The sequence below is a fragment of the Shimia sp. genome, from assembly GCF_965227725.1.
In the GTDB taxonomy this organism is placed as follows: Bacteria; Pseudomonadota; Alphaproteobacteria; order Rhodobacterales; family Rhodobacteraceae; genus Shimia.
The window spans coordinates 1,345,171-1,370,422 of sequence record NZ_CBDDGH010000005.1; the positions used below are offsets into that span (position 1 = coordinate 1,345,171).

General features: G+C 57.9%; 22 protein-coding genes and 2 tRNA genes. 13 read left to right on the forward strand and 11 right to left on the reverse strand.

Annotation, left to right across the window (positions count from 1 at the left end; translation table 11 throughout):
* Nucleotides 1–190 precede the first annotated feature (190 nt).
* The 8 genes from ACO07T_RS16885 to ACO07T_RS16920 form a co-directional block, all read right to left on the reverse strand.
* A complete protein-coding gene (locus ACO07T_RS16885) occupies nt 191–1,198 on the reverse strand; it encodes a tyrosine-type recombinase/integrase (protein ID WP_422050342.1) in 1,008 nt (335 codons plus the stop codon).
* A gap of 129 nt (nt 1,199–1,327) precedes the next feature.
* Nucleotides 1,328–1,403 (reverse strand) — tRNA-Val (locus ACO07T_RS16890).
* Nucleotides 1,404–1,472: 69 nt separating this feature from the next.
* A complete protein-coding gene (locus ACO07T_RS16895; RefSeq protein ID WP_422050343.1) occupies nt 1,473–2,054 on the reverse strand; it encodes a histidine phosphatase family protein in 582 nt (193 codons plus the stop codon).
* 132 nt (nt 2,055–2,186) lie between these two features.
* Nucleotides 2,187–2,261 (reverse strand) — tRNA-Val (locus ACO07T_RS16900).
* A gap of 19 nt (nt 2,262–2,280) precedes the next feature.
* The gene (locus tag ACO07T_RS16905) at nt 2,281–2,775 is read right to left on the reverse strand and encodes an HU family DNA-binding protein (RefSeq protein ID WP_422050344.1); all 495 of its coding nucleotides are present in this window, start codon (nt 2,773–2,775) and stop codon (nt 2,281–2,283) included.
* 153 nt (nt 2,776–2,928) lie between these two features.
* A complete protein-coding gene (gene phaR, locus ACO07T_RS16910; RefSeq protein WP_422050522.1) occupies nt 2,929–3,483 on the reverse strand; it encodes a polyhydroxyalkanoate synthesis repressor PhaR in 555 nt (184 codons plus the stop codon).
* A 129-nt stretch (nt 3,484–3,612) separates the two neighbouring features.
* The gene (locus ACO07T_RS16915; RefSeq protein WP_422050345.1) at nt 3,613–4,059 is read right to left on the reverse strand and encodes a phasin, PhaP; all 447 of its coding nucleotides are present in this window, start codon (nt 4,057–4,059) and stop codon (nt 3,613–3,615) included.
* Between the two features lie 146 nt (nt 4,060–4,205).
* Nucleotides 4,206–5,999 carry a PHA/PHB synthase family protein gene (locus ACO07T_RS16920; protein WP_422050346.1) on the reverse strand — a complete coding sequence of 598 codons (1,794 nt, stop codon included), beginning with the start codon at nt 5,997–5,999 and terminating at the stop codon, nt 4,206–4,208.
* 108 nt (nt 6,000–6,107) lie between these two features.
* Between ACO07T_RS16920 and phaZ the strand changes: the two genes are divergently transcribed.
* The 5 genes from phaZ (at nt 6,108) to ACO07T_RS16945 (ending at nt 12,792) form a co-directional block, all read left to right on the forward strand.
* A complete protein-coding gene (gene phaZ / locus ACO07T_RS16925; protein WP_422050347.1) occupies nt 6,108–7,379 on the forward strand; it encodes a polyhydroxyalkanoate depolymerase in 1,272 nt (423 codons plus the stop codon).
* 601 nt (nt 7,380–7,980) lie between these two features.
* Nucleotides 7,981–11,673: a vitamin B12-dependent ribonucleotide reductase gene (locus ACO07T_RS16930; RefSeq protein WP_422050348.1), complete on the forward strand. Its 3,693-nt coding sequence runs from the start codon at nt 7,981–7,983 to the stop codon at nt 11,671–11,673.
* Between the two features lie 10 nt (nt 11,674–11,683).
* Nucleotides 11,684–11,941 (forward strand): hypothetical protein, encoded by a 258-nt coding sequence (locus ACO07T_RS16935; RefSeq protein WP_422050349.1) that lies wholly within the window; start codon nt 11,684–11,686, stop codon nt 11,939–11,941.
* Nucleotides 11,942–12,259: 318 nt separating this feature from the next.
* Nucleotides 12,260–12,514 carry a type II toxin-antitoxin system CcdA family antitoxin gene (locus tag ACO07T_RS16940; RefSeq protein ID WP_422050350.1) on the forward strand — a complete coding sequence of 85 codons (255 nt, stop codon included), beginning with the start codon at nt 12,260–12,262 and terminating at the stop codon, nt 12,512–12,514.
* Entirely contained in the window at nt 12,502–12,792 is a 291-nt protein-coding gene (locus tag ACO07T_RS16945) for a CcdB family protein (protein WP_422050351.1), read from the forward strand. Before ACO07T_RS16940 ends, ACO07T_RS16945 begins: the two co-directional genes overlap by 13 nt.
* Before the next feature lie 71 nt (nt 12,793–12,863).
* Here the strand turns inward: ACO07T_RS16945 and ACO07T_RS16950 are convergent, their stop codons facing one another.
* Both ACO07T_RS16950 and lon read right to left on the reverse strand, forming a co-directional pair.
* A complete protein-coding gene (locus ACO07T_RS16950; protein ID WP_422050352.1) occupies nt 12,864–14,096 on the reverse strand; it encodes an ATP-grasp domain-containing protein in 1,233 nt (410 codons plus the stop codon).
* 179 nt (nt 14,097–14,275) lie between these two features.
* Nucleotides 14,276–16,678: an endopeptidase La gene (gene lon / locus ACO07T_RS16955; RefSeq protein ID WP_422050353.1), complete on the reverse strand. Its 2,403-nt coding sequence runs from the start codon at nt 16,676–16,678 to the stop codon at nt 14,276–14,278.
* A 357-nt stretch (nt 16,679–17,035) separates the two neighbouring features.
* On the opposite strand from lon, the gene ACO07T_RS16960 reads away from it, so the two are divergent.
* Both ACO07T_RS16960 and ACO07T_RS16965 read left to right on the forward strand, forming a co-directional pair.
* A complete protein-coding gene (locus tag ACO07T_RS16960; RefSeq protein ID WP_422050354.1) occupies nt 17,036–18,589 on the forward strand; it encodes a hypothetical protein in 1,554 nt (517 codons plus the stop codon).
* Nucleotides 18,582–18,836: a hypothetical protein gene (locus ACO07T_RS16965; protein ID WP_422050355.1), complete on the forward strand. Its 255-nt coding sequence runs from the start codon at nt 18,582–18,584 to the stop codon at nt 18,834–18,836. Before ACO07T_RS16960 ends, ACO07T_RS16965 begins: the two co-directional genes overlap by 8 nt.
* Before the next feature lie 13 nt (nt 18,837–18,849).
* Here ACO07T_RS16965 and tgt read toward each other — a convergent pair whose 3' ends face one another.
* Entirely contained in the window at nt 18,850–19,980 is a 1,131-nt protein-coding gene (gene tgt / locus ACO07T_RS16970; RefSeq protein WP_422050356.1) for a tRNA guanosine(34) transglycosylase Tgt, read from the reverse strand.
* Between the two features lie 134 nt (nt 19,981–20,114).
* Between tgt and ACO07T_RS16975 the strand changes: the two genes are divergently transcribed.
* The 6 genes from ACO07T_RS16975 to tpiA all read left to right on the forward strand — a co-directional run bounded on the left by ACO07T_RS16975 (nt 20,115) and on the right by tpiA (nt 25,158).
* Nucleotides 20,115–20,996, forward strand: a complete 882-nt coding sequence (locus ACO07T_RS16975) for an SPFH domain-containing protein (RefSeq protein ID WP_209087034.1) — start codon at nt 20,115–20,117, stop codon at nt 20,994–20,996.
* A 4-nt stretch (nt 20,997–21,000) separates the two neighbouring features.
* Nucleotides 21,001–21,276 carry an NfeD family protein gene (locus tag ACO07T_RS16980; RefSeq protein ID WP_209063566.1) on the forward strand — a complete coding sequence of 92 codons (276 nt, stop codon included), beginning with the start codon at nt 21,001–21,003 and terminating at the stop codon, nt 21,274–21,276.
* A 104-nt stretch (nt 21,277–21,380) separates the two neighbouring features.
* Nucleotides 21,381–23,399 (forward strand): pentapeptide repeat-containing protein, encoded by a 2,019-nt coding sequence (locus tag ACO07T_RS16985; protein WP_422050357.1) that lies wholly within the window; start codon nt 21,381–21,383, stop codon nt 23,397–23,399.
* Nucleotides 23,400–23,533: 134 nt separating this feature from the next.
* Entirely contained in the window at nt 23,534–23,908 is a 375-nt protein-coding gene (locus ACO07T_RS16990; RefSeq protein WP_209087031.1) for an SUF system Fe-S cluster assembly protein, read from the forward strand.
* A gap of 28 nt (nt 23,909–23,936) precedes the next feature.
* The gene (locus ACO07T_RS16995) at nt 23,937–24,335 is read left to right on the forward strand and encodes a HesB/IscA family protein (protein WP_422050358.1); all 399 of its coding nucleotides are present in this window, start codon (nt 23,937–23,939) and stop codon (nt 24,333–24,335) included.
* Between the two features lie 79 nt (nt 24,336–24,414).
* Nucleotides 24,415–25,158 (forward strand): triose-phosphate isomerase, encoded by a 744-nt coding sequence (gene tpiA, locus ACO07T_RS17000; RefSeq protein ID WP_422050359.1) that lies wholly within the window; start codon nt 24,415–24,417, stop codon nt 25,156–25,158.
* The last annotated feature ends 94 nt before the right edge of the window (nt 25,159–25,252 follow it).

Genomic DNA, 25,252 nt, shown 5'->3' on the forward strand with positions numbered 1-25,252 from the left:
TGAGTCTACCTTCCCGACAACTCGGATGACTACCCTGTCTAGGAAGGGAGGGTTAAGCTTAAATACTTGAAATATATTGGTTTATTAAAATCACACACGAATACCCAAGCCCGATAGCATCGCGGCGCGTAGCTGGCCCGGCGCTTTGAAGGTCTCGCACCGGACCTAGGCCCCAACACCGCAAACTTATCTAAGCAATATCCACGGCGGCTAATTTCGCTACGATGTCTTCTGTCTGCAAGTGGGTGTAGCGCATCAACATCCGCAAATCGCGATGCCCGCTGATCATCTGGACTTGGGCAAGTGACAACCCGCTCTCCACAAAGCGCGACACCGCCTCATGACGAATATCGTGAAAGGTCAGGTCCACGATCCCTGCGCGCCGTCTGAGGCGCTCAAACGCCAGCCGCACAGAGTTACCTGAGAGCGGCAGACAGCGAACATCATTGCGCGGCAATTCCGACAATACCTGCACAGCCCTTGGACTAAGCGGTACGGTCCTAGCACGACCATTCTTGGTTTGTGGTAAGAAGACGGTGCAGCGCTCAAGGTCAACATGCTTCCACTGCATAGACAAGAGCTCCCCTCGCCGCATCCCGGTCGCCAAGGCCAATACCAGCAATGGCTTTAACAAGGGCGACCTAGCCTGATGAATGGCTCCAAGCAATGCATGCCACTCTCCGTCTTGCAGCCGCCTTTCGCGCCGGTTGTCAATCTTAGGACGGCGCACCGGCTTTACCGGATTACCCTGCGGCAAATGCTGCCCCCAGTCCGCACATGCGACGTCTAGAGCGTGCTGCAGCCAACCCAACTCTCGGACCACTGTTGCCGCCTTCATGGACTTCATGTGGCGGTCTCGATATGCAACAAAGTCCGATGCCTTGAGTTTACCGACTTTGCGGCCCGCCAGATTTGAGCTCTCTCGCAAGAAGCCATCTATGGCATAGCTCTCATTGTCTGCGCAGCGCTTGGCACTAGTGACATCATCCCGGTATCTGTTCATGACCTCGCTTAAGGTCATCTCGGGTATTTCCGCATTGCGTGCTGAAACCAGTTGCCCCTGATCCGTGCGCAACTCCGCCTCTCGTGCCCACTTCGTTGCGTCAGAGCGCTTGAGGAACGATTTGGACTGCGATCGCCCATCTTTGCGAACTGTTGCCTGCCACTTTCCGCTTGGGCGTTTCACTGCGGTTGCCATACTTCATATCTCCGTATGTTGGAGACATCTCGGGCCTGAGTGCAGCGGAGGCGCAGCGGAGACACAATCACGCAGATGCGGATCAGAGATCCGATACGTGCAAGTCATTGGTAGAACGTGAGGATTTTATGGTGGGTCGTGAGAGGCTCGAACTCCCGACATCTTCGGTGTAAACGAAGCGCTCTACCAACTGAGCTAACGACCCGGTGAGGGCGGATTTAGAGAATACCGCGGGGGAGCGCAAGAGGGGATTTGAGAAAATCTCCAGAAATTTTCATTCCACCTGCAAAACCCGCTCCCGGCCGTCTTTCAGCTCATAGACGCAGCCCTGCAAATTCAGCAGCGCCGCAGTCTCCGCGTGGCTCAGCCCGCAGATCAACCCGCGCAGCACCTGCCCCCACAGTCCATGCCCCACCATCACCGTGGGCCCGTCCAAGCTTTCCAACACCGCACGCACCCGCGCCTCAAAGGCGGCATAGCCCTCCCCTTCCGGCGCTGCGCAGAAAAGATCCAGCGCTTTGGGATTCGCTCCGTAGATTTCCGGATAGCGCGCGTCGATCTCATCCATGGTCATGCCCTGAAAGACACCCGCCTGCGCCTCCGCCAATCTTGCATCGCTCACCATAGGATGCCCACCCAGCGCGATCGCTGCGGTTTGCTGTGCCCTGCGCAATGGAGACACAAGGCAGTGCGGTTTGTGCGCTTTCAGAATCGGCGCGATCAAATCGGCCTGCTGGCCCGCCTGCGCCCGCCCCAGCTCCGTCAGATCGCTTTCCAGCTGCCCCTGAACCCGCCGCACGGCATTCCACGTGGTTTGCCCATGGCGCAAAAACCAAATTGTCGGAAACTCTGTCATCTGCTGCCTCATATGGCGCACATCGCGCTTTTGGCGGAGCCTAGCCCCGCACGGGCCCGCCGTGCAAGGAGATGAGATTTATAAATAAAAACGGGCGCTCAACCCATTTAGGGGAGCGCCCGCTTGGAAGAATGGTGGGTGATAAGAGATTTGAACTCCTGACATCTTCGATGTGAACGAAGCGCTCTACCACTGAGCTAATCACCCGGTGACGCGGCTTCTATCCTCACTCCGCGGCCTCTGCAAGGCCCTCTTTGTCACTTTCTGCATCCCCGGACTTGGTCTCTGTTTCCGCATCCGCAAGCTTGCGCCGCAGACGGAGATTGAGCACCTGCACATCGCCAACCGACTTCTGATTCTGGATTTTGACTTTGCCCAATTCCGGCAGGTTAAGCCCCTGCCCCTGTGCCAGGGTTTCCCCCAAAATCGCCAGCGCCGCCTCAACAGCAGGCTTCACATCACGCTTTTTTACGCCTGAGCGCATCACCACCGCCTCGATCAGATCCCGCTTGCGAAAAGCCTCCGCTTCTTCTGCAGCGGCGGCTTCCTCAACAACCGGTGCCACAGCCTCTTCGGCAATCGCCTTGGCGCCCTTGGGGGCTTCGCGCAGGCTGGTGCTGGTTTTGCGGGTGGAGGTGCTGCGCGCACGGGTTTTGGTCGTGGCTTTCGCCCGCGTTGTGGTGCGTTTGCGTGTGCTTGTCCCTGTGGTGGATTTGGCCATTTTGGTCCCTCATTGGTCTGCTCGACAGCAAAAGCTTAACAAGCGGCCGCTCAAAACAACAGGGAATTCCACGTTCACATACAATATGTGCGCACGACTCACATCATGCGCACAAAATAATCTAGGCGATTTGGGCCAACAGAATCGCCCGCGTCACTTCAGTTTGGAAAGCTTGTCCTGCAAATCCGCCAGCTGACGTTTGATCGCGTCCAGATCTTCGCCCTCGCTACTATCGGCATCCTCTTCCGGCGCCGGTGAGGAGCTGCCCGGCCAGGCCATGCCGCCGGTCATCGCCTTCATGAAAGCTTCCTGTTGCGCCTGCATCGCCTCAAGTCCGGGCATCTTCATGCCGCCGCCCATGCTCTCCATGACTTTTTCCTGCCCTTCACGCAGCATCTCAAAGGATGTCTGAAGGAATTGCGGCACCATGGAGGTTGCTTGCGTGGTGTAGGCCCGCACCAGATCGTTGAGCACATTCACCGGCAAAACATTCTCGCCGCGGCTCTCATGCTCGGCAATGATTTGCAGCAGATATTGCCGCGTCAGGTCGTCGCCGCTTTTCAGATCCACGATCTGAACTTCGCGCCCGGATCGGATAAATCCGGCGATATCTTCAAGCGTCACGTAGTCGCTGGTTTCGGTGTTGTAGAGCCGGCGGCTCGCATAGCGCTTGATCAGCAATGGTTTTTTATCGTCACCCACGTCCATCTCCCCAATATTCATGCAGTGCAGAAAAAAGCCTATGCGACTGCAGAACAAAAAGAAAGGGCAGGCCTGAAGCCTGCCCTTGCAAACCGCGCATCGGGGAGGAGGAGAAGCGCGAGATTTGCGTAGTTTTTATTTTGCTGTCGCTTTTTTCGCAGCGGCAGTCACCTCAGAGGTGGCTTTTTTGACAGCTGCGGTCGCCTCTTCGGTGGCTTCCTTGCCCGCAGACATCAACAACTCGACGGTTTCCATCTGAACTTTTTTCGCAACTTCTGCAAAAGCAGCCATGTTTTCAGAAGCAACTTCGGCCTGTGCGGAAGCGAAATCGGTCAGCGCTTTTGCGTAATCGGCCGGCTCTGCTTTGGCTTTGGACATGTCGCCCAGCTTTGTCAGAGTGTCTTTGGTCCATTTGGAAGAAATCTCAGAAGACTTCTCTGCCGCACCAAGCGCCACAGCGGCGAGTTTCTCGTTCAGCGCTGCGGTGTTTTTGAACGCATCTTCAAAAGCCGAGGTATCAACTGGGAAGGAGCCCATCACGTCTTTGAACATTGCAGTTACGTCCTGTGCTGCTTTAGCCATTTTTCAGTTCCTTAATTGAATAACAGCCCAAGGAAGAAACAGATGATCAGGGCTGCGCGTCTAGTCTCTGAAAACAATATGCGTGCTGCATTGCGGCATTTCAAGAATTTTTTGCTGCATTGCAGCAAAAACCTATTAAGCCGCTATTATTTCAATGCTTTTTTCCGGACATATTCGCCAGGCGCGTCGCAGATCGCAGGATGCGTGCCTGTTCCCGGCACCCGCGCCTCCACCTGTTTGCCAGATTTCTTTGACAACCATGTGTCCCAACGTGGCCACCATGAACCTTCGTGGAACGTGGCCTCCTCCATCCACTCATCCGCGGACAAACTCAGCTTGCTGTTGGTGTAGTGGCCGTACTTCTTTTTGCTCGGCGGATTCACAATCCCGGCGATATGGCCGGACTGGGACACGATGAAGGTTTTGGAGCGGCTCTTGGTCTGCTGATAGCCGTGATAGCAATCTTTCCAACGCGCAATGTGATCGGTTTCACAGGTCACTGAGCAGGTCGGAATGTCCACATCGGAAATCTTCAGCGTCTCGCCGCACAGCTCAAGACCTTCGCCAACAAACTTGTTGGATTGGCACAGATCGCGCAAATACTGATGCGCCATCTTGCCGGGTAAACCGGAACCATCCCCGTTCCAGAACAACAGATCAAACGCTGGCGGGGCCTCCCCCATCATGTAGCTTTTGATCGCAGGCGTATAAATCAGGTCATTTGAGCGCAGAAAGCTGAAGGTGCGCTGCATGATGAACGAGCGCAGCACGCCCTCTTCCTCAATTTCCTCATCAATACCGTCGATGAAGTCATCCTGAAGGAAAGGTGTGAATTCGCCCTGATCGCCAAAATCCGTCAGCGTGGTGAAGAACGTGGCAGATTTCACCGACTCATCGCCGCGCTGCTTCATCAGAGACAGGGTCAGATGCATGGTGGTACCGGCAATACAGTAGCCAACCACGTTCACTTGCGGCTGCGCCGTGATCTCTTTGACCTGTGCGATCGCATCCAGGAACCCCTCCTCGATGTAATCATCCAGCCCCACATCCGCCAAAGACCGGTCCGGATTGACCCAGCTGACCACAAACACCGTGTAGCCCTGCGCCACGGCCCAACGGATCAGGCTGTTCTGCTCTTTGAGATCGAGAATATAATATTTGTTGATCCACGGCGGGAAGATCACCAGCGGCGTTTCATATACGGTCTCGGTGCTGGGTGAGAACTGCAACAGCTCAAACATGCGGCAGCGGTACACCACCTTGCCCGGCGCCGTGGCGATGTTGCTGCCAATCTCAAAGGCGCTTTCGTCCGCAAGCTTCACCAGCAACTCACCGTTGTTGGCATCCAGATCCGCGATCAGATTCTCCAGCCCGTCCACAAGGCTCTGGCCTTCGGTCTCAACCGCACGCTCCAGCGCTTCCGGGTTGGTGCCCAGAAAATTGGTCGGCGACATCATATCAATGATCTGCTGGGAGAAGTAATCGATGCGCTGCTTGTCTTTGGTGGCAAGCCCCTCCAATTCAGACACCGCAGTCTGAATGGCCTGCGCATTGCGCATGTATTGCTGTTTGAGCAGGTTGAAATAGGGATGGCTCTTCCACAATGGATGGGAGAATCGGCGGTCTGTGGGCGTGTCATCCTGCGGTGCAGCAAACTGCCCTTTCAGCATCATATTCTGCGCATCAACAAAGCTTTTGACCGATTTGCTCCAGAGATCAAGCTGGTTTTCGAGCACTTTGCCCGGATTTTCTATCATGCCCTGCCAATAGGCGGTGGCGGCATTCAGAAAGACTTCGGGTTCGGGGCTGTTCAGTTCATTTCTCAGGGGTTTATGGCGGCTCATGACGTCCGCGAGCTTTAATGACAACGCCTCGACTTTTGCGAGGTTGGCGTTCAGGCGATCCATTTTTTCACCTGCTTCAGTCTCATTTGTTGTCATATTAACCCATTCGTCCTATTCTCGCTGCTACGCAGCATAAAAATATCCGCCCCTGTAATACTAATGGGGAAACAAGTTACTGGATACCCCAAGGTAAGGAATACACACATGCGGTACATGGCCACGTATGATCTTATGGAAACCATGCGCAATACCAACCAATGGCTCGGCGCAACTGCCTCGGCCATGGCCTCCTACCCTGCGATGGCATTGGTTCCCAATCCGGCCCTGCAATGGATGCGGGCCTGGGGCGAAGTCACAGAGCGCACATTCCAGCGTATGGTGGTAAAGCCTGACTGGGGCATCGACAGCTTCACTTGCGAGGACGGCAAGGACCATATCGTCAACATCAACACTTTGGTTGAGCGTCCCTTCGGCGATCTGATCCACTTTGACGTCTCCGGCCGCGCTCCGATGAAACGCAAGGTTCTGCTGGTCGCGCCCATGTCCGGCCACTACGCCACCCTGCTGCGCTCGACCGTCAAAAGCCTCATTTCCGATTGCGAAGTCTTTATCACCGATTGGCATAACGCACGTGACATCCCGGTCAGCGAAGGCAAGTTTGATGTCGAGGATTACACCCTCTACCTTGTCGATTTTATGAAACACCTCGGCCCGGACATCCATGTGATGGCCGTCTGCCAGCCCGCGCCGCTGACGTTGGCCGCGACCGCTTATCTGGCCGGAGAAGACCCAAAGGCCCAGCCCCGCTCCCTGACGCTGATCGGCGGGCCGATTGACACCGAGGCCGCAGCCACCGAAGTCACAGACTTCGGCCACCGCGTGACCATGGGCCAGCTTGAGCAAACCATGATCCAACGTGTCGGCTTCAAATACCCCGGCGTGGGGCGCATGGTCTATCCGGGCCTGCTGCAGCTCCATTCCTTCATGTCCATGAATGCGGAGCGCCACTCCAAGGCCTTCACCGACCAGATCATGCGCGTGACCCGCGGCGAAGCCTCCGACCACGATCAGCACAACCGATTCTATGATGAATATCTCGCGGTCATGGATATGACCGCAGAGTTCTACCTCTCTACCGTAGAGCGAATCTTCAAAAACAACGAAATCGCCAAAAACACCTTTATGGTGAAAGGCCGCCCTGTGGATGTGGGCAAAATCACCACCGTTGCGATCAAAACCGTTGAGGGCGCGAAAGACGACATCACCGCGCCGGGCCAATGTGTGGCAGCACTCGATCTGTGCACCGGACTGCCAGACAGCAAGAAGGCCAGCCACGTCGAGCCAGACGCAGGGCACTACGGCATCTTTGCCGGTAAGAGCTGGCGCAACAACATCCGCCCGCTGGTTCTGGAGTTCATTGATGCGAACTCTGAACCTCAGACTCGCAAGCCGGCCAACAAAAATACCGCTGCCTAGTTCCTCAGCGCTGAAGTTTTGATCAAACAGGCTGCCTTCGGGCGGCCTGTTTTTGGTTGACGTAGGGTCCACCGGAGCAGATCCGGGCAGATCGGGAAAAATTTCTACATTTTTGCCGTTTCCGCGCAGGTCAACACAACATCTAGTGAGAAATACAAGCCCCGAGATCACGATCTTGTGATTCATGAAGGTTTTTCAGATGGTTACCGGCGCCAGCCAATTTTAACCTTCTATTAACCTTCTGTGGAGGAATCGTAGGCAGGCCAAAAACCGCCTCTCGCCTGCATTCGGTCAACAGAGAAAATCCTACTTTTTTGTAAATAAATTCGTTGACCCTCTATGTAAATTTACGCCAGTTTGTGGGGGCAGCCAAGAAAACACACTACATGTTGTGGCGCGAGGGGCGGCAGGGACAATTCGGAAATCAGCGCCAATTAAGGCCTTTAGCGACACCAGATATTGTGTGGTGCGCACACCGGTTCCTTTTGCCTTTCGAAGTGAGACCCCGTCCGGTGGTCCAAACCGCATGTTTTTAGGCCGCTGAGGGCAAGGGCACAGGTGATGTGTCGGGGTTAATTTGGAACTGGGAACGAGGCAGGGCATGAAAATTCAACGGCGTTTCACCAAGACCGGACAGGACGCATACGCGGACCTCAACTTCGTGACCACCGAATCGGAAATCCGCAACCCGGATGGCACCATCGTGTTCCGCCTCGACAATGTTGAAGTTCCTGCCAGCTGGTCTCAGGTGGCCTCCGATGTGATTGCCCAGAAGTATTTCCGCAAAGCAGGCGTGCCCGCGAAGCTGCGCAAAGTGCGTGAAAAGGACGTGCCTGAGTTCCTGTGGCGCTCTGTGCCTGCAAATGACGACGTACAACTAGGCGGCGAAACCAGCGCCAAGCAGGTTTTTGACCGCCTCGCCGGGGCCTGGACCTATTGGGGCTGGAAAGGCGGCTACTTCTCTTCTGAGGAAGACGCCCGCGCCTACTTCGACGAAATGCGCTTTATGCTGGCAACCCAGCGTGCCGCGCCGAACTCTCCACAGTGGTTCAACACCGGTCTGCACTGGGCCTACGGCATCGATGGGCCAAGCCAGGGCCACTATTATGTGGACTATAAAACCGGCAAGCTGACCAAATCCAAATCCGCCTACGAGCACCCACAGCCCCACGCCTGCTTCATTCAGTCTGTGGCCGATGATCTGGTGGGTGACGGCGGCATCATGGACCTCTGGGTGCGCGAGGCACGCCTCTTCAAATACGGCTCCGGCACCGGCACCAACTTCTCCTCGCTGCGCGCAGACGGCGAATCTCTTTCAGGCGGCGGCAAGTCCTCCGGCCTCATGGGCTTTCTGAAGATTGGTGACCGTGCCGCTGGCGCGATCAAATCCGGCGGCACCACGCGGCGCGCAGCCAAGATGGTGATTGTGGATGCAGATCACCCTGACATCGAAGAATACATCAACTGGAAGGTCAAAGAGGAGCAGAAGGTTGCCTCCATCGTGGCCGGCTCCAAGATGCACGAGCAGAAGCTCAACGCCATTTTTGCCGCGATCGGTTCCTGGGATGGCGCGGAGGCAGACGCCTATGACGCCAAGGTCAACCCGGCTCTAAAAGCTGCGGTACGTGACGCCAAAAGCGTCATGATCCCGGAGACTTACATCAAGCGCGTGCTGGATTATGCCAAACAGGGCTACGCCAGCATCGAATTCCCGACCTATGACACCGACTGGGATTCTGAGGCCTACGCCTCCGTGTCGGGCCAAAACTCCAACAACTCGATCCGTGTCACCGACGCCTTCCTCAAGGCGGTTGAGAATGACGACGATTGGGAATTGATCCGCCGCACCGACGGCGAGGTCGCCAAAACCATCAAAGCACGCAAGCTTTGGGAAGATGTGGGCCACGCCGCATGGGCCTGTGCCGATCCGGGCATCCAGTACCACGACACCGTGAATGCGTGGCACACCTGCCCCGAGGACGGCGAGATTCGCGGCTCCAACCCCTGCTCTGAATATATGTTCCTGGATGACACGGCCTGTAACCTGGCCTCCATGAACCTGCTGACCTTCCTCAAGGACGGCCAGTTTCAGGCAGAAGACTACATCCACGCCACCCGCCTCTGGACGGTTACACTGGAAATCTCCGTGACCATGGCGCAGTTCCCGTCCAAGGAAATTGCACAGCTCAGCTATGATTTCCGCACGCTGGGTCTGGGCTATGCCAACATTGGCGGCCTGTTGATGAACATGGGGCTGGGCTATGACAGCACCGAAGGCCGCGCGCTGGCCGGTGCCCTCACCGCGATCATGACCGGCATTTCTTATGCCACCTCCGCCGAGATGGCGGGTGAGCTGGGCGCCTTTGACGGCTATGCGCGCAACAGCCAGCACATGCTGCGCGTGATCCGCAATCACCGCCGCGCCGCCTATGGCAAAACCGAAGGCTACGAAGGCCTCGCGGTCAAACCGGTGGCACTCGACACCGCCAACTGCCCGGATCCGATGCTGGTCGCGCTTGCGCAGTCCAGCTGGGACGAAGCGCTGATGCTTGGCGAGAAAAACGGCTTCCGCAACGCGCAGACCTCTGTGATCGCCCCCACCGGCACCATTGGTCTGGTGATGGATTGCGACACCACCGGGATCGAACCTGACTTCGCGCTGGTGAAGTTCAAGAAGCTCGCAGGCGGCGGTTACTTCAAGATCATCAACCGCTCCGTCCCCGGCGCATTGGAAAAGCTAGGCTATTCCTCCGCCCAGATCGAAGAGATTGTATCCTACGCGGTGGGTCACGGCTCTATCGGCAACGCGCCGGGCATCAACCACACCTCTCTCATTGGTCATGGGTTCACCACCAATGAGATCGACAAGATCGAAGCGGCGCTTGGCTCTGCCTTCGACATCCGTTTTGTCTTCAACCAGTGGACGCTGGGCGAAGAGTTCTGCACCAACGCGCTTGGCATTCCGGCGGAGAAACTCAACGATCCGTCGTTTGAGCTGCTCGCCCACCTCGGCTTCACCAAAGCCGACATAGAGGCCGCCAATGACCACGTTTGCGGCACCATGACCCTGGAAGGCGCACCGCACCTCAAAGAAGAGCACTACGCGATCTTTGACTGCGCCAACCCATGCGGCAAGAAAGGCAAGCGCTACCTCTCCGTGGACAGCCACATCACCATGATGGCCGCCGCACAGAGCTTCATTTCCGGCGCGATCTCCAAGACGATCAACATGCCAAATGATGCCACCATCGAAGACTGCCAGAAGGCCTATGAGCTCTCCTGGTCCCTCGGCATCAAAGCCAATGCGCTCTATCGCGACGGCTCCAAACTGTCCCAGCCGCTGGCCGCTGCGCTGGTGGAAGATGATGACGAAGCCGCCGAAGTGCTCGAAACAGGCTCGGTGCCTGAAAAAGCACAGGTGCTGGCGGAGAAAATCGTCGAGAAGATCGTGGTCAAAGAAGTGGCTCGCGGTCGGGAGAAGATGCCCGAGCGCCGCAAAGGCTATACCCAGAAAGCAGTTGTGGGCGGCCACAAGGTCTATCTGCGGACCGGCGAATACTCCGACGGCTCGCTGGGCGAAATCTTCATCGATATGCACAAGGAAGGCGCAGGCTTCCGCGCGATGATGAACAACTTCGCCATCGCGGTCTCCGTGGGTCTGCAATACGGCGTGCCGCTGGAAGAGTTTGTCGATGCCTTCACCTTCACCAAATTTGAGCCTGCGGGCATGGTGCAGGGCAACGACAGCATCAAGAACGCGACCTCCATTCTGGACTATATCTTCCGCGAGCTGGCCGTGTCTTATCTCGACCGCACCGACCTCGCCCACATCAAGCCTCAAGGCACCAGCTTTGACGATATGGGCCGCGGCGAAGAGGAAGGCGTATCCAACCTCTCAGAGCTGTCAGAATCGGCCGCAAGCCGGTCTCTGGAAGTGCTGAAACAGATCTCCTCTACAGGGTATCTGCGCAAGCGCCTGCCACAGGAACTTGTGGTTCTGAACGGCGGCGGCGGGACCTCGCCGGAAATGGGCGATCCTATCCAAAAATTGAACACGCTTGTGCCGGAAACCGCTAGCGCGGGCGTATCAGACGTGGCATCCAGCGCCTCCGCCGCAACGGTGGCCGCGCCGGCAGCTGCACCTGTCGCAACCCTGTCGATGGACGCACGGTCTAAGGCAAAGATGCAGGGCTATGAGGGAGACCCCTGCGGCGATTGCGGAAACTACACGCTGGTGCGCAACGGCACCTGCATGAAATGCAACACCTGTGGCGCGACAAGCGGCTGCAGCTAAGGAGAAGAATGTGACTACCACGAAGCGCAGAAGCCTTCGAGCCGAAGACATGACAGCCAGCATTCACGAGATCTCACCTGCTGAAAAGCCACTCACGGATGATCTCGCCGTCGTCGGACGTATTTCTGTCCGGCGCGAATGGGCCAAGCAGGTCCGTCAGGGGGCCAAAGAAAAACTGCTGGGTGCGGAGAGCTCCGCCCCCAAAGCAGTCAAAGACAACGGCTACGCAGAGCAGCTGCTCTACGCGGCCAGCCAGCGCCGGGCCTGACCCCGCCGCCACACGAGATCCCGGGGGGACCTGGGTAGGGGGCAGAGGCCCCCGACGAAATATCCCGCCATCGTCCCTATTTCAGGTGGTGGTGATACCCGGAGCGGGTGCGCTCGCTCCGACGACATTCAGGCCGCAGGCAAAAAACATCGAGCGGTATATAGAGTGAGCCTGAATGGCGAAACTGGGGGGCCAAGCGCCCCCCAATTTTTTTCTTTTGAGGGTATGCACGCGAGCGGATCTGGCTGCTGAGCCTTGGGCGTTTGCCCGAGACTCAATGTCGGTATATATTTACGGTATGTTTGAGGGTATCTGACCATGGCAACCATCACGAAACGCAAAACCTCCCTCACGCTTGATGCAGAGACGCTCGACGACGCCAAACAACTGGGTGTGAATGTTTCGGCTGTGGCAGAGGCGGCTCTTATCAAGGCCGTGGCAGAAGCACGCCACAAACAATGGCTGGAAGAGAACAAAAGCGCCTTTGCCGATCAATCCGATTGGCACGAACGCCACCGGCATCCGCTGGCTGACATCATGACGACCCCAGGGGCATCCTCTTGGAAAAGCTGACGCGCTACGATGTGGCCGAATACAATGGCGTTTCCATGGTTATTGTCGAAAGTGACTTGCTGCCTCCTGATGCCGCTGTTGTCGTCATCCCGCTGCTGACAGACTATCCAGCGGTGCGGCTCCTAAATCCTGAGATCGTCCACAATGGCGCACGCTTCATTCTCGCCACACGCCTCATCGCATCCGTCCATCGGCCAAGCCTGCGGCGCACTGGAACCGTGAAGGATCAAAGCGACCTCATTCTGCGTGCCATGGATGTGTTGTTGTCAGGTGTCTAGGCACATCTGACCAAGCATGAAAAAGCGCGCCACTTAAAGGGCGCGCTCTCAATCTCAAACCTGCGTCTCAATCAGTGCGGAACACTGGTAGAAACAGCTGCTTTGTCGTCTTTGCGATAGGCGTTCAGCATCGCTTCAAAAGACGCAAAAATCTCGTGCATGTGTTTGCTTTTGTAAGGGAAAATCGCATCTGAATCCATGTCGTGCACGATCAGCGCATTGTCCGCTTCAAACACCACCAGATTGCCGTCACGGTCCTCGGCGCAATCAATGCCAAAGTAGTTCAACCCGATACCGGTGGTCAGCGCCTCAAACGCATGGCTGTGGCGCGCTGCGAAATCTGCGTCGAAGTCCTCCATCCAAGCGGCCTCTTCCGCGCGCTTCTCCGGATGCTGCTCCATCTTCGCGTTCAGATACCAGACGTCCCACTGATCCGCGATCGCCATGTGGCAAGGGAAGGCTTTGCCGTTCACAAAGACAATCCGGTACTTGCGGAACTGGCCGTCGGCGGGCGTCGCATAGTCCACATATTCCGAGACAAAGAAATCCGGCGCAGGTTGGCTCAGCAGGTAATCCACCAGCGCGTCCTTATCATCGACTTTCTCAAGCCCCAGACCGGCATGGGAGCCCACCGGACGGATGATGTAGGGATAGCCCCCTACCCCGGCCAGTGCTGCTTCCTCCTGCCCCGCAACCAGCGCGCCAATCAGCGCGTCGCGTGTGATCCGGGTGGTCTTCGGGAAGCGCAGCCCGCGCACGTAAGGGAAGATGCGTGCCAGCACGTCACGGTCAAGGTCAACCGGCCCGTCAGGCAGGTTGAACGTATGAACGCCGCTCTGCGCCGTCAGGCCACGCACGGTCTCAAAAAACGGTGTGGCAATGTCGGAGTCAGTCGGCACCGCACAGAACGCCACATCATGCTCAGGCAGCACATTCTGCGCGCCCGGTGTCAGATCAGGGTAATAGGTGATGATCTCAAAATCAGAGGTTTCCAGCAGGAACTCAATCGGCGTATTGCCCCCCACATGGCTCGGTTCCGCAAAAACCAAGAGCTTGGGCTGCGCGGTTTCACGGCGGTTGATGGAGAACATGCGATGGCCCTTGAGCGCCTTGGCCTGCCACTCCAGCCCCATCTCCTGATTTCCATGCAGCTGATCAATCACCGAGAGGTCCATAAAAATGCCGTCGGTGTCATCACTCTGCTCCGATTGTGTGAGCAGCTCAGCCCGCAGCGGCATCAAATCGATTCCGTCAAAGGCCATCTTCGTCAGCCGTGCAAGGCCGAGTCGTGTTTGAGGTTCCATTCTGGCTCCTGATGTAAAATGCCCCTCTGGGATGCCGGAATATGATTAATGATCGGTGGATCAAAACCCCGCTGTGACCGATTAAAATCACACGATTTTTTCTTAAAATTAGATACATTCCGCGCATAAAAAAACGCGCCAGTTTCCTGACGCGTTTTCTCTTACTTTAAGCGGTCTTTTTAGTGCGCGCGGGCGCCTGTGCCCTCTTCAGATTTGAGCGCGGCCGCTGCGGCTTCTTCTGCCGCCTCGTCCCACTCGATCGCTTCTGGCTCTTCGATCAACGCAAGTTTCAGCACCTCGGAGACATGTTTCACCGCGATGATTTCCAGACCGTCTTTCACGTTGTCCGGAATATCCGCCAGATCCTTCTCGTTCTCCTGCGGGATCAACACGGTTTTGATGCCGCCACGCAGCGCCGCCAAGAGCTTCTCTTTGAGACCGCCAATCGGCATCGCATTGCCGCGCAGAGAGACCTCGCCGGTCATGGCAATGTCTTTGCGCACAGGGATACCTGTCAGCACGGACACAATCGAGGTCACCATGGCGAGACCCGCTGAGGGGCCATCCTTGGGCGTAGCGCCATCCGGCACGTGCACGTGGATGTCGATCTTGTCAAAGACGGTTGGCTTCACGCCAATCTGCGGGCTGATCGAGCGCACATAGGAGCTTGCTGCGTCGATGGATTCTTTCATCACATCGCCGAGCTTACCGGTGGTCTTCATCCGCCCCTTACCGGGCAGTTTCAAACCTTCGATATGCAGCAGATCGCCGCCGACGCTGGTCCAGGCCAGACCGGTGACAACACCCACCTGATGCTCTTCCTCCGCAAGGCCGTAGCGGTATTTTTTCACGCCAAGGAAATCATCCAGATTCTCAGGTGTGACAGACACGCTTTCGGCGTCCCCTTTCACGATCTGAGTGACCGCCTTCCGGGTCAGCTTCGCCAGCTCACGCTCAAGGTTCCGCACGCCCGCCTCACGGGTGTAGGTGCGGATCACCTCCTGCAGCGCCTCGTCAGAGACCTCGAACTCGCCCTTTTTCAGGCCGTGGTTCTTGATCTGCTTGTCGATCAGGTGCTGACGCGCGATCTCACGCTTTTCGTCCTCGGTGTACCCGGCCAGCGAAATGATCTCCATCCGGTCCAGAAGCGGGCCCGGCATGTTGTAGGAGTTCGCCGTGGTCAGGAACATCACGTTGGACAGATCATATTCCACCTCGAGGTAGTGATCCACAAAGGTGCCGTTCTGCTCCGGATCGAGCACCTCAAGCATCGCAGAGGCCGGATCACCGCGGAAGTCCTGCCCCATCTTGTCGATTTCATCGAGCAGGATCAGCGGGTTGGTGGTCTTCGCTTTCTTCAGCGCCTGAATGATCTTACCCGGCATGGAGCCGATGTAGGTCCGGCGGTGACCGCGGATCTCGCTTTCATCGCGCACGCCGCCAAGGCTGATGCGGATAAACTCGCGACCGGTCGCTTTGGCAACAGATTTGCCCAGCGAGGTCTTACCCACGCCCGGAGGGCCAACAAGGCACAAGATCGGGCCTTTGAGCTTGGAGGAGCGCTGCTGCACGGCGAGATACTCGACGATGCGCTCTTTCACCTTCTCCAGACCGTAGTGGTCTTTGTCGAGCACCGCCTGCGCGCCTTTGAGGTCTTTTTTAACGCGGCCGCGCTTGCCCCATGGAATGGAGAGCATCCAATCCAGATAGTTGCGCACCACAGTCGCCTCTGCACTCATCGGGCTCATGTTCTTGAGCTTCTTGAGTTCCGCGTCAGCCTTTTCCTTAGCCTCTTTGGAGAGCTTGATCTTGGCGATCTTTTCTTCGAGCTCGGCAATTTCGCCTTCGCCCTCTTCGCCATCCCCCAGCTCCTTCTGAATGGCCTTCATCTGCTCATTCAGATAGTACTCGCGCTGGGTCTTCTCCATCTGGGATTTGACGCGGGTTTTGATCTTTTTCTCAACCTGCAGAACGCTCATCTCGCCCTGCATCAGGCCATAGACCTTCTCCAGACGCTCGCTCACAGACAGGGTCTCCAGAAGCTCCTGCTTCTCAGACACTTCTATGCCCAGATGCCCGGCCACCAGATCGGCCAGACGCGCCGGCTCAGCGGCTTCTTCCACCGCGCTCAGCGCCTCTTCTGGGATGTTCTTTTTGACCTTGGCATAACGCTCAAACTCATCGCCAACAGAGCGCAAGAGCGCTTCGATGGTGGCGGCGTCGCCTGGCATTTCTTCAAGCGGCTCAGCCGTCGCTTCAAAGAAATCGTCGTTTTCCAAAAAGTCGGTGATTGTCACGCGGCTCTGGCCTTCGACCAGCACTTTCACAGTGCCATCGGGCAGCTTCAGGAGCTGCAGCACATTCGCCAGAACGCCGGTGCGATAGATGCCATCAATGTTGGGATCATCCTCAGCGGGATCCATCTGGCTCGAAAGCAGGATCTGCTTGTCATCGGCCATCACCTCTTCCAGCGCGCGGACCGATTTGTCCCGGCCCACAAACAGCGGCACGATCATATGTGGGAAGACCACAATGTCGCGCAGCGGCAGGACAGGATAAGATGTGTTGAGAGGCTCTTGCATGAGTTTTCCTTGTTCTAGCAAAGCGACACAGGCCCCTCTTTGAGGCAGCCACTCGGCCACTTTCCGTTTCCTCGGCTTATTGATTTGGGGGCCGATGCCTCCGCTTTCAACAGCGTTTTGCTCGTTGGAGCACACAATGCCTTTACAGAGCGTAAGGAACAAGGCGGAAAGCCCCATCTCAAGTGATTTTTCGTGACGTAGGTTTGCCCCGTCTGATCGGCAAAAAACTGCCGTAGCGGCAACCACGCCACAGCTGAGATCCCCCGCATTCCAGACAGCGCTGGAAGTTATGCAAAATATGGCATTTGTGCTAATGTTTCTGGGTATTTGCTAAGTATCCGGTTTTGAGGTGATTTTATGCGCAGGTTTGCGATCGTTGGGATTTTGGCCGTTGTGTTGCTTGGCGGCTTCCTCGCGCTTGGCACGTTCAGCCCTCGCCCAGCAGAAAACGATCCTCCGCTTATGATCACGATGTCCGGCATCCCGCCTGAGGCATCAGAAACGGCCACCGAGTCAGAGGTGGCAAGCGTTCCCCCAAGCCCGCCCGCGGAACAAGAGGTCGCTCCGGCAACAGAAAGTGCGGCATCCGCACCAAGTTTGCCCGAGACCGTGGCAGAGCCCAGCGCTGAGGCGTCAAATTCGCAACGGGCCATGACAGCCCTACGCGCTGAGATTGGCGACGCTCAACAGCAGGCCCAATCTACACAACAGCCCACCCGTGGTCTGGTTCTCAACACTGCCGAGCAGATGATCCAAGACGGCGCGATAACACCCGAAGCCCTTGCGCAAATGGACATTCCCACGGGAAGCATCGCCGCGCCCTCGACCACCACCACTCAACCGGACAGCCAAGCAAGCGCCCCCTTTGACGAAGCTCTCTCAATCCAGCCGGGCACGCTTCTGAGCATCGAAGACAATCCCGAACCATTTGCCTCCGAAGAGCCACCGGTGATCGAAGATTTTGATGCCCCGCTTGAAATGGTGTTAGAGGCCCCCGACGAGTTTGAAAGCGCCTCAGACATTCCAGCAGAGGGCGCAGTCGAACAGCTCGCAACAATGGATGTCAGCGCAACCGAAGAGGCCGCTGCCGCCCCTGTTGCGGAGGAAACCATCTCCGTGGAAGCGACTTCTGACACGGTTGGCGCGGAGGAACGCGCCGAGACGGACTCTGAGGAGGTCGACGCCATATTGGAGGCGCTGGAGCAAGGCGCAGATCTCAGCGAGCTCCTTCCAGCAACCGCCGCAGGTCCGCCTCCATCTGACCGCATCATCCCCACCCATCTGTTTGCCGCACCGGGACAGTTTCCGCCCGAGGGCTATCTGGCCTATGGCGTGGTGGCCTTCCCGCAAAATCCGACACCGGACACAGAGGCGCGCTTCGCCATGCTGTGCCGCGCATTTCAGGGCATCATCTCCTCCGTCGCTGGGGCCACAGCGGCGTTCCCTTCAGCCCGGCAGGTGGTGACGATCTGGCCGGTCTCCAGCGCAGAGATCGCAAATGAACTGAACTCAAGCCCGAACGGGCAAAAATGCGAGCTGGCAGCGAAGCACTACAATCTGCCCCACAGCGATTTCTTCATGGATGCGGCCCGCGCCGCAGGCGAAAACATCGGCTCAGATCGCGGCCCTTTCCTGCTGGCGTGGAACCCCGGCCATTCCATCGGCACCATTGGCGCCCCGGTGCTGAGCAAGAACCTGAGCCTCGTTGTGACCAAACAACAGGCCGAGGCCGATTTCCGCGCGTGGAAACGCAAGATCGCCGCAACCTGCTGGGATTGTCCGATCTATCGGTATGAGCTGCGCCGCACCTTGCGGCTTTACAGCGACTATCACGGCGCGCGCATCATTGGGGCCATTCGGGCAATGATCACGGATGTACTCTTGGGCGAAGGGGACAGCGACGATGCTTAAGAAACTCACCTCCCTCAAATCCGCCTCCATCGCCGCGCTGCTTTTGGCGCTTGGCATGATGATGTGGGTTGACCCCACCACCCGCGACGGCGACATCGCGCTGGTGATTGTCTCATTCCTCTTTTTCACCCTGATCCTGCGCGGCATCGGGATGCTGATCGATCTGATCTTTGACCGGCCAGCCGAGGATGCAGAGAGCGGCGAAGACGAAAAAGCCCCCGCCGAGGGCGAGGGCCAACAAACTTAGCAAAGCGCAAGCCTTACAGCGGCTCAATGTCCCCTTGCGCACGCTGCGCGTGGAAGTCCGCTTCCCAGGCCGCAAATGTGCCCGCCGCGATGGCATCCCGCATGCCCTGCATAATCTCCTGGAAATAGTGCAGATTGTGCCAGGTCAGCAGCATGCCAGAGATCATCTCGTTGCTGCGGAACACATGATGCAGGTAAGCGCGTGAATAGTTGGAACACGCCGGGCAGCTGCACTGCTCATCCAGCGGGCGCGGATCATCCGCGTGGCGTGCGTTTTTGATGTTCACCACCCCGTGGCGTGTGAACACCTGCCCAGTCCGGCCCGAGCGGGACGGCAGCACGCAATCCATCATATCGATCCCGCGCTTCACCGCGCCAACGATGTCATCCGGTTTGCCCACGCCCATGAGATAGCGCGGCTTGTCCGCCGGCAGCATGTCAGGCGCATAGTCCAGACAGCCAAACATCGCCTCCTGCCCTTCGCCGACCGCAAGGCCACCCACGGCATAACCGTCAAAGCCGATCTCTTTGAGCGCTTCGGCAGATTCTTCGCGGAAATCCTGCTCCAGACCGCCCTGCTGAATGCCAAAGAGCGCATGGCCGGGGCGATCCCCAAAGGCATCCCGCGAACGCTGCGCCCAGCGCATCGACAGCCGCATGCTCTCTGCAATCCGGTCCCGATCCGCCGGCAGCGCCGGGCATTCGTCAAAACACATGACAATGTCACTGCCCAAGAGCTTCTGGATCTCCATCGACCGCTCCGGCGTCAGCGCGTGTTTGGAGCCGTCAATGTGGCTCTTGAACGTCACGCCTTTCTCCGTTAGCTTGCGCAGCCCCGCAAGGCTCATCACCTGAAACCCGCCGCTGTCCGTCAGAATGGGGCGCTCCCAGTTCATGAACTTGTGCAACCCACCCAAACGGTCGATCCGCTCCGCTGTGGGGCGCAGCATCAAATGATAGGTGTTGCCCAACAGGATATCCGCCCCGGTTGCGCGCACACTTTCCGGCATCATCGCCTTCACCGTGGCCGCCGTGCCCACCGGCATAAACGCTGGCGTGCGAATTTCGCCGCGCGGCGTGTCGATCACACCCGTACGGGCTTTGCCATCCGTGGCCTTAAGCGAGAACGAAAACTTCTCTGACATCACACACCTTCTTTCGGGGACATTTGACGTATTTTCCCCCTCCATACGCCCTCGCGTTTCGCTTGTAAAACATCCCCCAATCCCCATATTGCAAACCACAGAAACACAAGCATTTTTTGGGGAGCAGACCACATATGGAAGATCTGATTTTATCGTTGCTATCACAAAACATCGTCCTGATTTTGGGCGCTATTTTCCTAATCATCGTTGTTCTGAAAGGCGTGCGCATCGTGCCGCAGAGCGAAAAACACGTGGTCGAGCGCTTTGGCCGCCTGCATTCGGTGCTTGGGCCGGGCATCAACTTTGTCGTGCCCTTCCTTGATGTGGTCCGCCACCAGATCTCCATTCTGGAGCGCCAGCTGCCCAATGCCACACAGGACGCGATCACCAAAGACAACGTTCTGGTGCAGATCGACACCTCCGTGTTCTACCGCATTCTGGAGCCGGAAAAGACCGTTTACCGCATCCGCGATGTGGATGGCGCCATTGCCACCACCGTCGCCGGGATCGTGCGGGCCGAGATCGGCAAAATGGATCTGGACGAGGTGCAATCCAACCGCGCGCATCTGATCTCTTCGATCCAGAAAATGGTCGAAACCGCCGTGGATGACTGGGGCATCGAAGTGACCCGCGCCGAAATCCTTGACGTAAACCTCGATCAGGCCACCCGCGACGCCATGCTGCAACAGCTCAACGCCGAACGCGCCCGTCGCGCCCAGGTGACCGAGGCCGAGGGGCAGAAGCGCGCCGTTGAACTACAAGCCGACGCCGAGCTTTACGCTGCCGAGCAATCCGCCAAAGCCCGCCGCATCGAAGCTGAGGCCGAAGCCTACGCCACAGGCGTTGTGGCCGAAGCGATCAAAAACAACGGCATCGAGGCCGCGCAATATCAGGTGGCGTTGAAGCAGGTAGAATCACTCAACGCGCTTGGAAATGGCGAAGGCAAACAGACCATCGTGCTGCCCGCCGCCGCGATCGAAGCCTTTGGCGACGCCTTTAAGCTCTTGAAAGGATAAGGATATGGCCGACCTCATGACAACATGGTGGGTCTGGCTCGCCGCCGCGCTGGTGCTCGCGATCCTCGAAGTGCTCGCCCCGGGCTTTGTCTTCCTCGGCTTCGCGATTGCCGCCGCCGTGGTCGGCCTCGCCCTCCTCGGCCCGCTGCAACTCCTGTCGGTGCCCATGCTGCTCCTGATCTTCGCCGCCGTCAGCCTGGCCGCATGGCTCATCCTGCGCCGCCTGTTCGCGCTGCCCAAAGGCCAGGTCAAAACCTTCAAGCATGACATCAACGACTGACGTCCATTGAGACCAACCAAGCGTTTCAGGCAGCCCAAAGTTGTCTGAAACGCCTCATCTTGCTACCCTGCCGCTATTGTTTAGGTTATTTGGTAGCAGCTGTTATGGCAGACCCCTCCGTCGAGCGGATCAACGCCCTCACCCAAAACGCCCGCAGCACATGGTTCGCCCTGCTCTCTGTGCTACTGTTTGTCGGCATCACCCTGATGGGCGTGAGCGACATTGATTTCTACGGCGTAGACCGCGCCACCCAGCTCCCACTAATCAACGTCTCCGTCCCGACGCCACTGTTCTTCTACGCTGCGCCGGTCCTTGTTGCCGCCATATACGCATATTTTCACCTCTACCTTATCCGCCTCTGGGATGAACTGGGCAAAGCCCCCGCGGAGATTGATGGCCGTCCTTTGGCTGAAGCAATCGCTCCTTGGTTGCTCACTGACAGCGCCCTTCATTACCGCGCCTCAAAACCCATACGTGCTGACGGCTGCATCGCCCCCCGCGCTCTGGAAGGCCCCAACGCATTCTGGAACTTCCTCCTCGCATGGGCCTTTGGTCCGGCGGTGCTTGTGTTTCTCTGGCTGCAATCACTAGCTGCACGCGCGTACCTAATGACTGCCCTGATCGTGGCCTGCCTGTTGTTTTCTTTGATTTTCGCTTGGGCGAGCTTTGTAATGCTCCGTCGCCGCATGACCTATGGCGCAGACGCTTCTGCAAATGTTTGGGACAGCCTGGCGATCAATTTGTTTTTTGTGCTGTCTACACCTTTCGCCTTCATCATTAGCCACAGCCTGACCACGGCGCCCTCGGAATGGATTGGCCTGGCAGAACTTGACTTACGCAGCGAAGAAATCGTCGTCAAACCAAAGGACTGGCAGCCATACGAACAGGCGCGTGAAACCTTCCTGGACCAATGGTGCAAGCGCGCAACCACGCCAAAATGCAAAGTCGGAGACACTGCTCCGGAGAGTTTTGTAGCAGCGTGGGAAAAACAGGCTGACCTCGTAGTGGACGGTTTGCAGAAACCAAGCTGGAACAAAGCAGAGGCGAAGAAACCAAATTTCCGAGATGCCCGTTTGCACAATACATTCTTGGCAGGGGCAAACCTCAGCGACGCAAACCTGCAGGGGGCAAACCTCTGGGAAGCAGACCTGCAGGGGGCAAACCTCTGGGAAGCAGACCTGCAGGGGGCAAACCTCTGGGAAGCAGACCTGCAGGGGGCAAACCTCAGCGACGCGGACCTGCAGGGGGCAGACCTCTTGGGCGCGGACCTGCAGGGGGCAAACCTCAGTGGTGCGGACCTGCAGGGGGCAAACCTCAGCGACGCGGACCTGCAGGGGGCAGACCTCTTGGGCGCGGACCTGCAGGGGGCAAACCTCATGAACGCGGACCTGCAGGGGGCAGACCTCATGAACGCGGACCTGCAGAGGGCAGTCCTCAGGAACGCGGACCTGCAGGGGGCAGTGCTCTTAGGCGCGGACCTGCAGGGGGCAGACCTCAGGGCAGCAGACCTGCAGGGGGCAAACCTCAGCGACGCGGACCTGCAGGGGGCAAACCTCTGGGAAGCGAACCTGCAGAGGGCAGACCTCATGAACGCGGACCTGCAGAGGGCAGTCCTCTTGGGCGCGGACCTGCAGGGGGCAGTCCTCTTAGGCGCGGACCTGCAGGGGGCAAACCTCTGGGAAGCAGACCTGCAGAGGGCAGACCTCAGTAGTGCGCTATTGATCTCGTCTATAGATAACCCCATGTTGCTACAATATACAGACCTGAGCGCGAGCATAAACCATGGCGGCGCGCTCAGGTCTGTGGACTTCTCCGAGGCGATTGTGAGCGACCAAACAGATTGGCGAAATACCTTCTTCGATGCCTCGGTCACCGTTCCCGAAACGATGCGCAATCAAATTGGCCATCCCTGCCTTTGGAACTGGCTGCAGGAGAACCCTGAGCCGCTGGGCGACGACGCCTTCTTCGGACGGTGGCGTGGGTGGTTAATGCTCGATCCAGCTTGGAGCGATACCCTTTGGCCCGAAATCGCCCCACCCGAATACCACGACGTCCCTGCCACCCCCCCACCCGCCGACTGCAAATGGATCACCGATCCGCTCCCCGGCGCGGCGGAAAACTGATGACATCCGCACCTTTGCGATACCGCCCCTAACACCGTCACGATACCAACCCTGCATTTTCGCCCCCTCCCCCCTCTGGACCTCCGAATGGGAATTTCCTATATGAAAACCTCAGGATTTATGTAGGACACAGCATGACACAGGCTCCCGATCCCGCCACCGATCCCGTCGAAGGCGCGCCGCTGATCACTCCGTCAAGCACGGATCACCCGCTGCACGAGCAAATCGTGGAGGCGTGCCGCAGCGTCTATGACCCTGAAATCCCGGTGAATATCTACGATCTGGGCCTGATCTACACGATCCTGGTCAATGACGAGAACGACGTGAATGTGATCATGACCCTCACCGCACCCGGTTGCCCTGTGGCTGGTGAAATGCCAGGCTGGGTGCAGGAAGCTGTCGCCGGTGTCGGCGGTGTGCGCACGGTTGAGGTGGCGCTTGTCTGGTCGCCACCTTGGGGTATGGAAATGATGAGCGATGAAGCACGGCTTGAGCTGGGCTTCATGTGATCTCACAACGGGTTAGAAAGGAAAGCTGATGTTTGGCATTCCCGGAAAACAAGCGGTCACCATGACCAAATCTGCCGCTGCGCAGATCTCCAAACTCATGGCCAAAGAAGGCCATGCGGGCCTGCGCATTGGCGTCAAAAAAGGCGGCTGCGCGGGCATGGAATACACCATGGATTACGTGACTGAGTCCGACCCGCATGATGAACGTGTGGAACAGGACGGCGCCGTGGTGATGATTGCACCGATGGCGCAGATGTTCCTCTTTGGCACCGAGATTGACTACAGCGTTTCGCTTCTGGAAAGCGGCTTTCAGTTCAACAACCCCAATGTGGCCGATGCCTGTGGCTGCGGCGAATCCATCAAATTCAAAGACATGGATGAGCTGGCCGAACAGGTTGCCGCTAACGGAGCGCCGAAACTCACCTGAGCGCTTGACGTAAGCCGCCCATACTCCCATGACTTGCGCTAACACTAGATAGCTCGGGTCAACACACGGAGGGGCAGAAATGCGTCGCAAACTGGCAGCAGGAAACTGGAAAATGAACGGCACCGCCACAGCGCTGGCGGAGCTGGAAACGCTCGCCGCCGCGGGTGCGCAAGCGCAAACCGATGTGCTGATCTGCCCCCCCTCCACCCTGATTTCCCGCGCCGCCGCGATCAGCGGGTCTGTCGCCATCGGTGGTCAGGACTGCCACGCCAATGCCAGCGGCGCCCACACCGGCGATATTTCCGCCGAGATGCTGAAGGACGCAGGCGCAAGCCATGTGATCCTGGGCCACTCCGAGCGCCGCGAAGATCACGGCGAAGCCGATGCGGATGTTCGCAGCAAAGCCACCGCAGCATGGTCAGCCGGGCTGATCTCTGTGATCTGCGTGGGCGAAAGCCTCGCGGAACGAGAGGCCGACAACACGCTCGACATCATCGGTGGCCAGCTGGCGGGTTCCATCCCGGATGAGGCGACCGGCGAAAACCTCGTGGTGGCTTATGAGCCGATCTGGGCGATTGGCACCGGCAAAGTGCCCACAATGTCCCAGATTGGCGAAGTCCATGATTTTATGCGCACCCAATTGGAAATGCGCTTTGGCGAAGGCGTTGGCCGCTCCGTGCGCCTGCTCTACGGCGGCTCCGTAAAACCCTCCAACGCCACAGAAATCTTTGCGGTTTCGAACGTGGACGGCGCTCTGGTGGGCGGCGCAAGCCTCAAAGCAGCGGACTTCAGCGCCATCATCACCGCGCTTGACGCGGCCTGACACCGCTTGGGTGGCGCGCGTGAGCGCCCGCGCAGCGGCCTGGCCTTGAGGCGGGCCGCGCAAGCCTGACACTGGGATTGGCGCGTTCAGGGCA

Excerpts from the sequence above, each read along its gene's own strand:
- ACO07T_RS16975 (WP_209087034.1), top strand. The coding sequence starts at position 20,115 with ATGGAAGATCTGATTTTATCGTTGCTATCACAAAACATCGTCCTGATT.
- ACO07T_RS16920 (WP_422050346.1), bottom strand. The coding sequence starts at position 5,999 with ATGACAACAAATGAGACTGAAGCAGGTGAAAAAATGGATCGCCTGAAC.
- ACO07T_RS16940 (WP_422050350.1), top strand. The coding sequence starts at position 12,260 with ATGGCAACCATCACGAAACGCAAAACCTCCCTCACGCTTGATGCAGAG.
- phaR (WP_422050522.1), bottom strand. The coding sequence starts at position 3,483 with ATGGACGTGGGTGACGATAAAAAACCATTGCTGATCAAGCGCTATGCG.
- ACO07T_RS16990 (WP_209087031.1), top strand. The coding sequence starts at position 23,534 with ATGACACAGGCTCCCGATCCCGCCACCGATCCCGTCGAAGGCGCGCCG.
- tgt (WP_422050356.1), bottom strand. The coding sequence starts at position 19,980 with ATGTCAGAGAAGTTTTCGTTCTCGCTTAAGGCCACGGATGGCAAAGCC.
- ACO07T_RS16960 (WP_422050354.1), top strand. The coding sequence starts at position 17,036 with ATGCGCAGGTTTGCGATCGTTGGGATTTTGGCCGTTGTGTTGCTTGGC.
- ACO07T_RS16915 (WP_422050345.1), bottom strand. The coding sequence starts at position 4,059 with ATGGCTAAAGCAGCACAGGACGTAACTGCAATGTTCAAAGACGTGATG.
- ACO07T_RS16895 (WP_422050343.1), bottom strand. The coding sequence starts at position 2,054 with ATGACAGAGTTTCCGACAATTTGGTTTTTGCGCCATGGGCAAACCACG.
- tpiA (WP_422050359.1), top strand. The coding sequence starts at position 24,415 with ATGCGTCGCAAACTGGCAGCAGGAAACTGGAAAATGAACGGCACCGCC.
- ACO07T_RS16985 (WP_422050357.1), top strand. The coding sequence starts at position 21,381 with ATGGCAGACCCCTCCGTCGAGCGGATCAACGCCCTCACCCAAAACGCC.
- ACO07T_RS16950 (WP_422050352.1), bottom strand. The coding sequence starts at position 14,096 with ATGGAACCTCAAACACGACTCGGCCTTGCACGGCTGACGAAGATGGCC.
- ACO07T_RS16905 (WP_422050344.1), bottom strand. The coding sequence starts at position 2,775 with ATGGCCAAATCCACCACAGGGACAAGCACACGCAAACGCACCACAACG.
- ACO07T_RS16995 (WP_422050358.1), top strand. The coding sequence starts at position 23,937 with ATGTTTGGCATTCCCGGAAAACAAGCGGTCACCATGACCAAATCTGCC.
- lon (WP_422050353.1), bottom strand. The coding sequence starts at position 16,678 with ATGCAAGAGCCTCTCAACACATCTTATCCTGTCCTGCCGCTGCGCGAC.
- ACO07T_RS16965 (WP_422050355.1), top strand. The coding sequence starts at position 18,582 with ATGCTTAAGAAACTCACCTCCCTCAAATCCGCCTCCATCGCCGCGCTG.
- ACO07T_RS16885 (WP_422050342.1), bottom strand. The coding sequence starts at position 1,198 with ATGGCAACCGCAGTGAAACGCCCAAGCGGAAAGTGGCAGGCAACAGTT.
- ACO07T_RS16980 (WP_209063566.1), top strand. The coding sequence starts at position 21,001 with ATGGCCGACCTCATGACAACATGGTGGGTCTGGCTCGCCGCCGCGCTG.
- phaZ (WP_422050347.1), top strand. The coding sequence starts at position 6,108 with ATGCGGTACATGGCCACGTATGATCTTATGGAAACCATGCGCAATACC.
- ACO07T_RS16930 (WP_422050348.1), top strand. The coding sequence starts at position 7,981 with ATGAAAATTCAACGGCGTTTCACCAAGACCGGACAGGACGCATACGCG.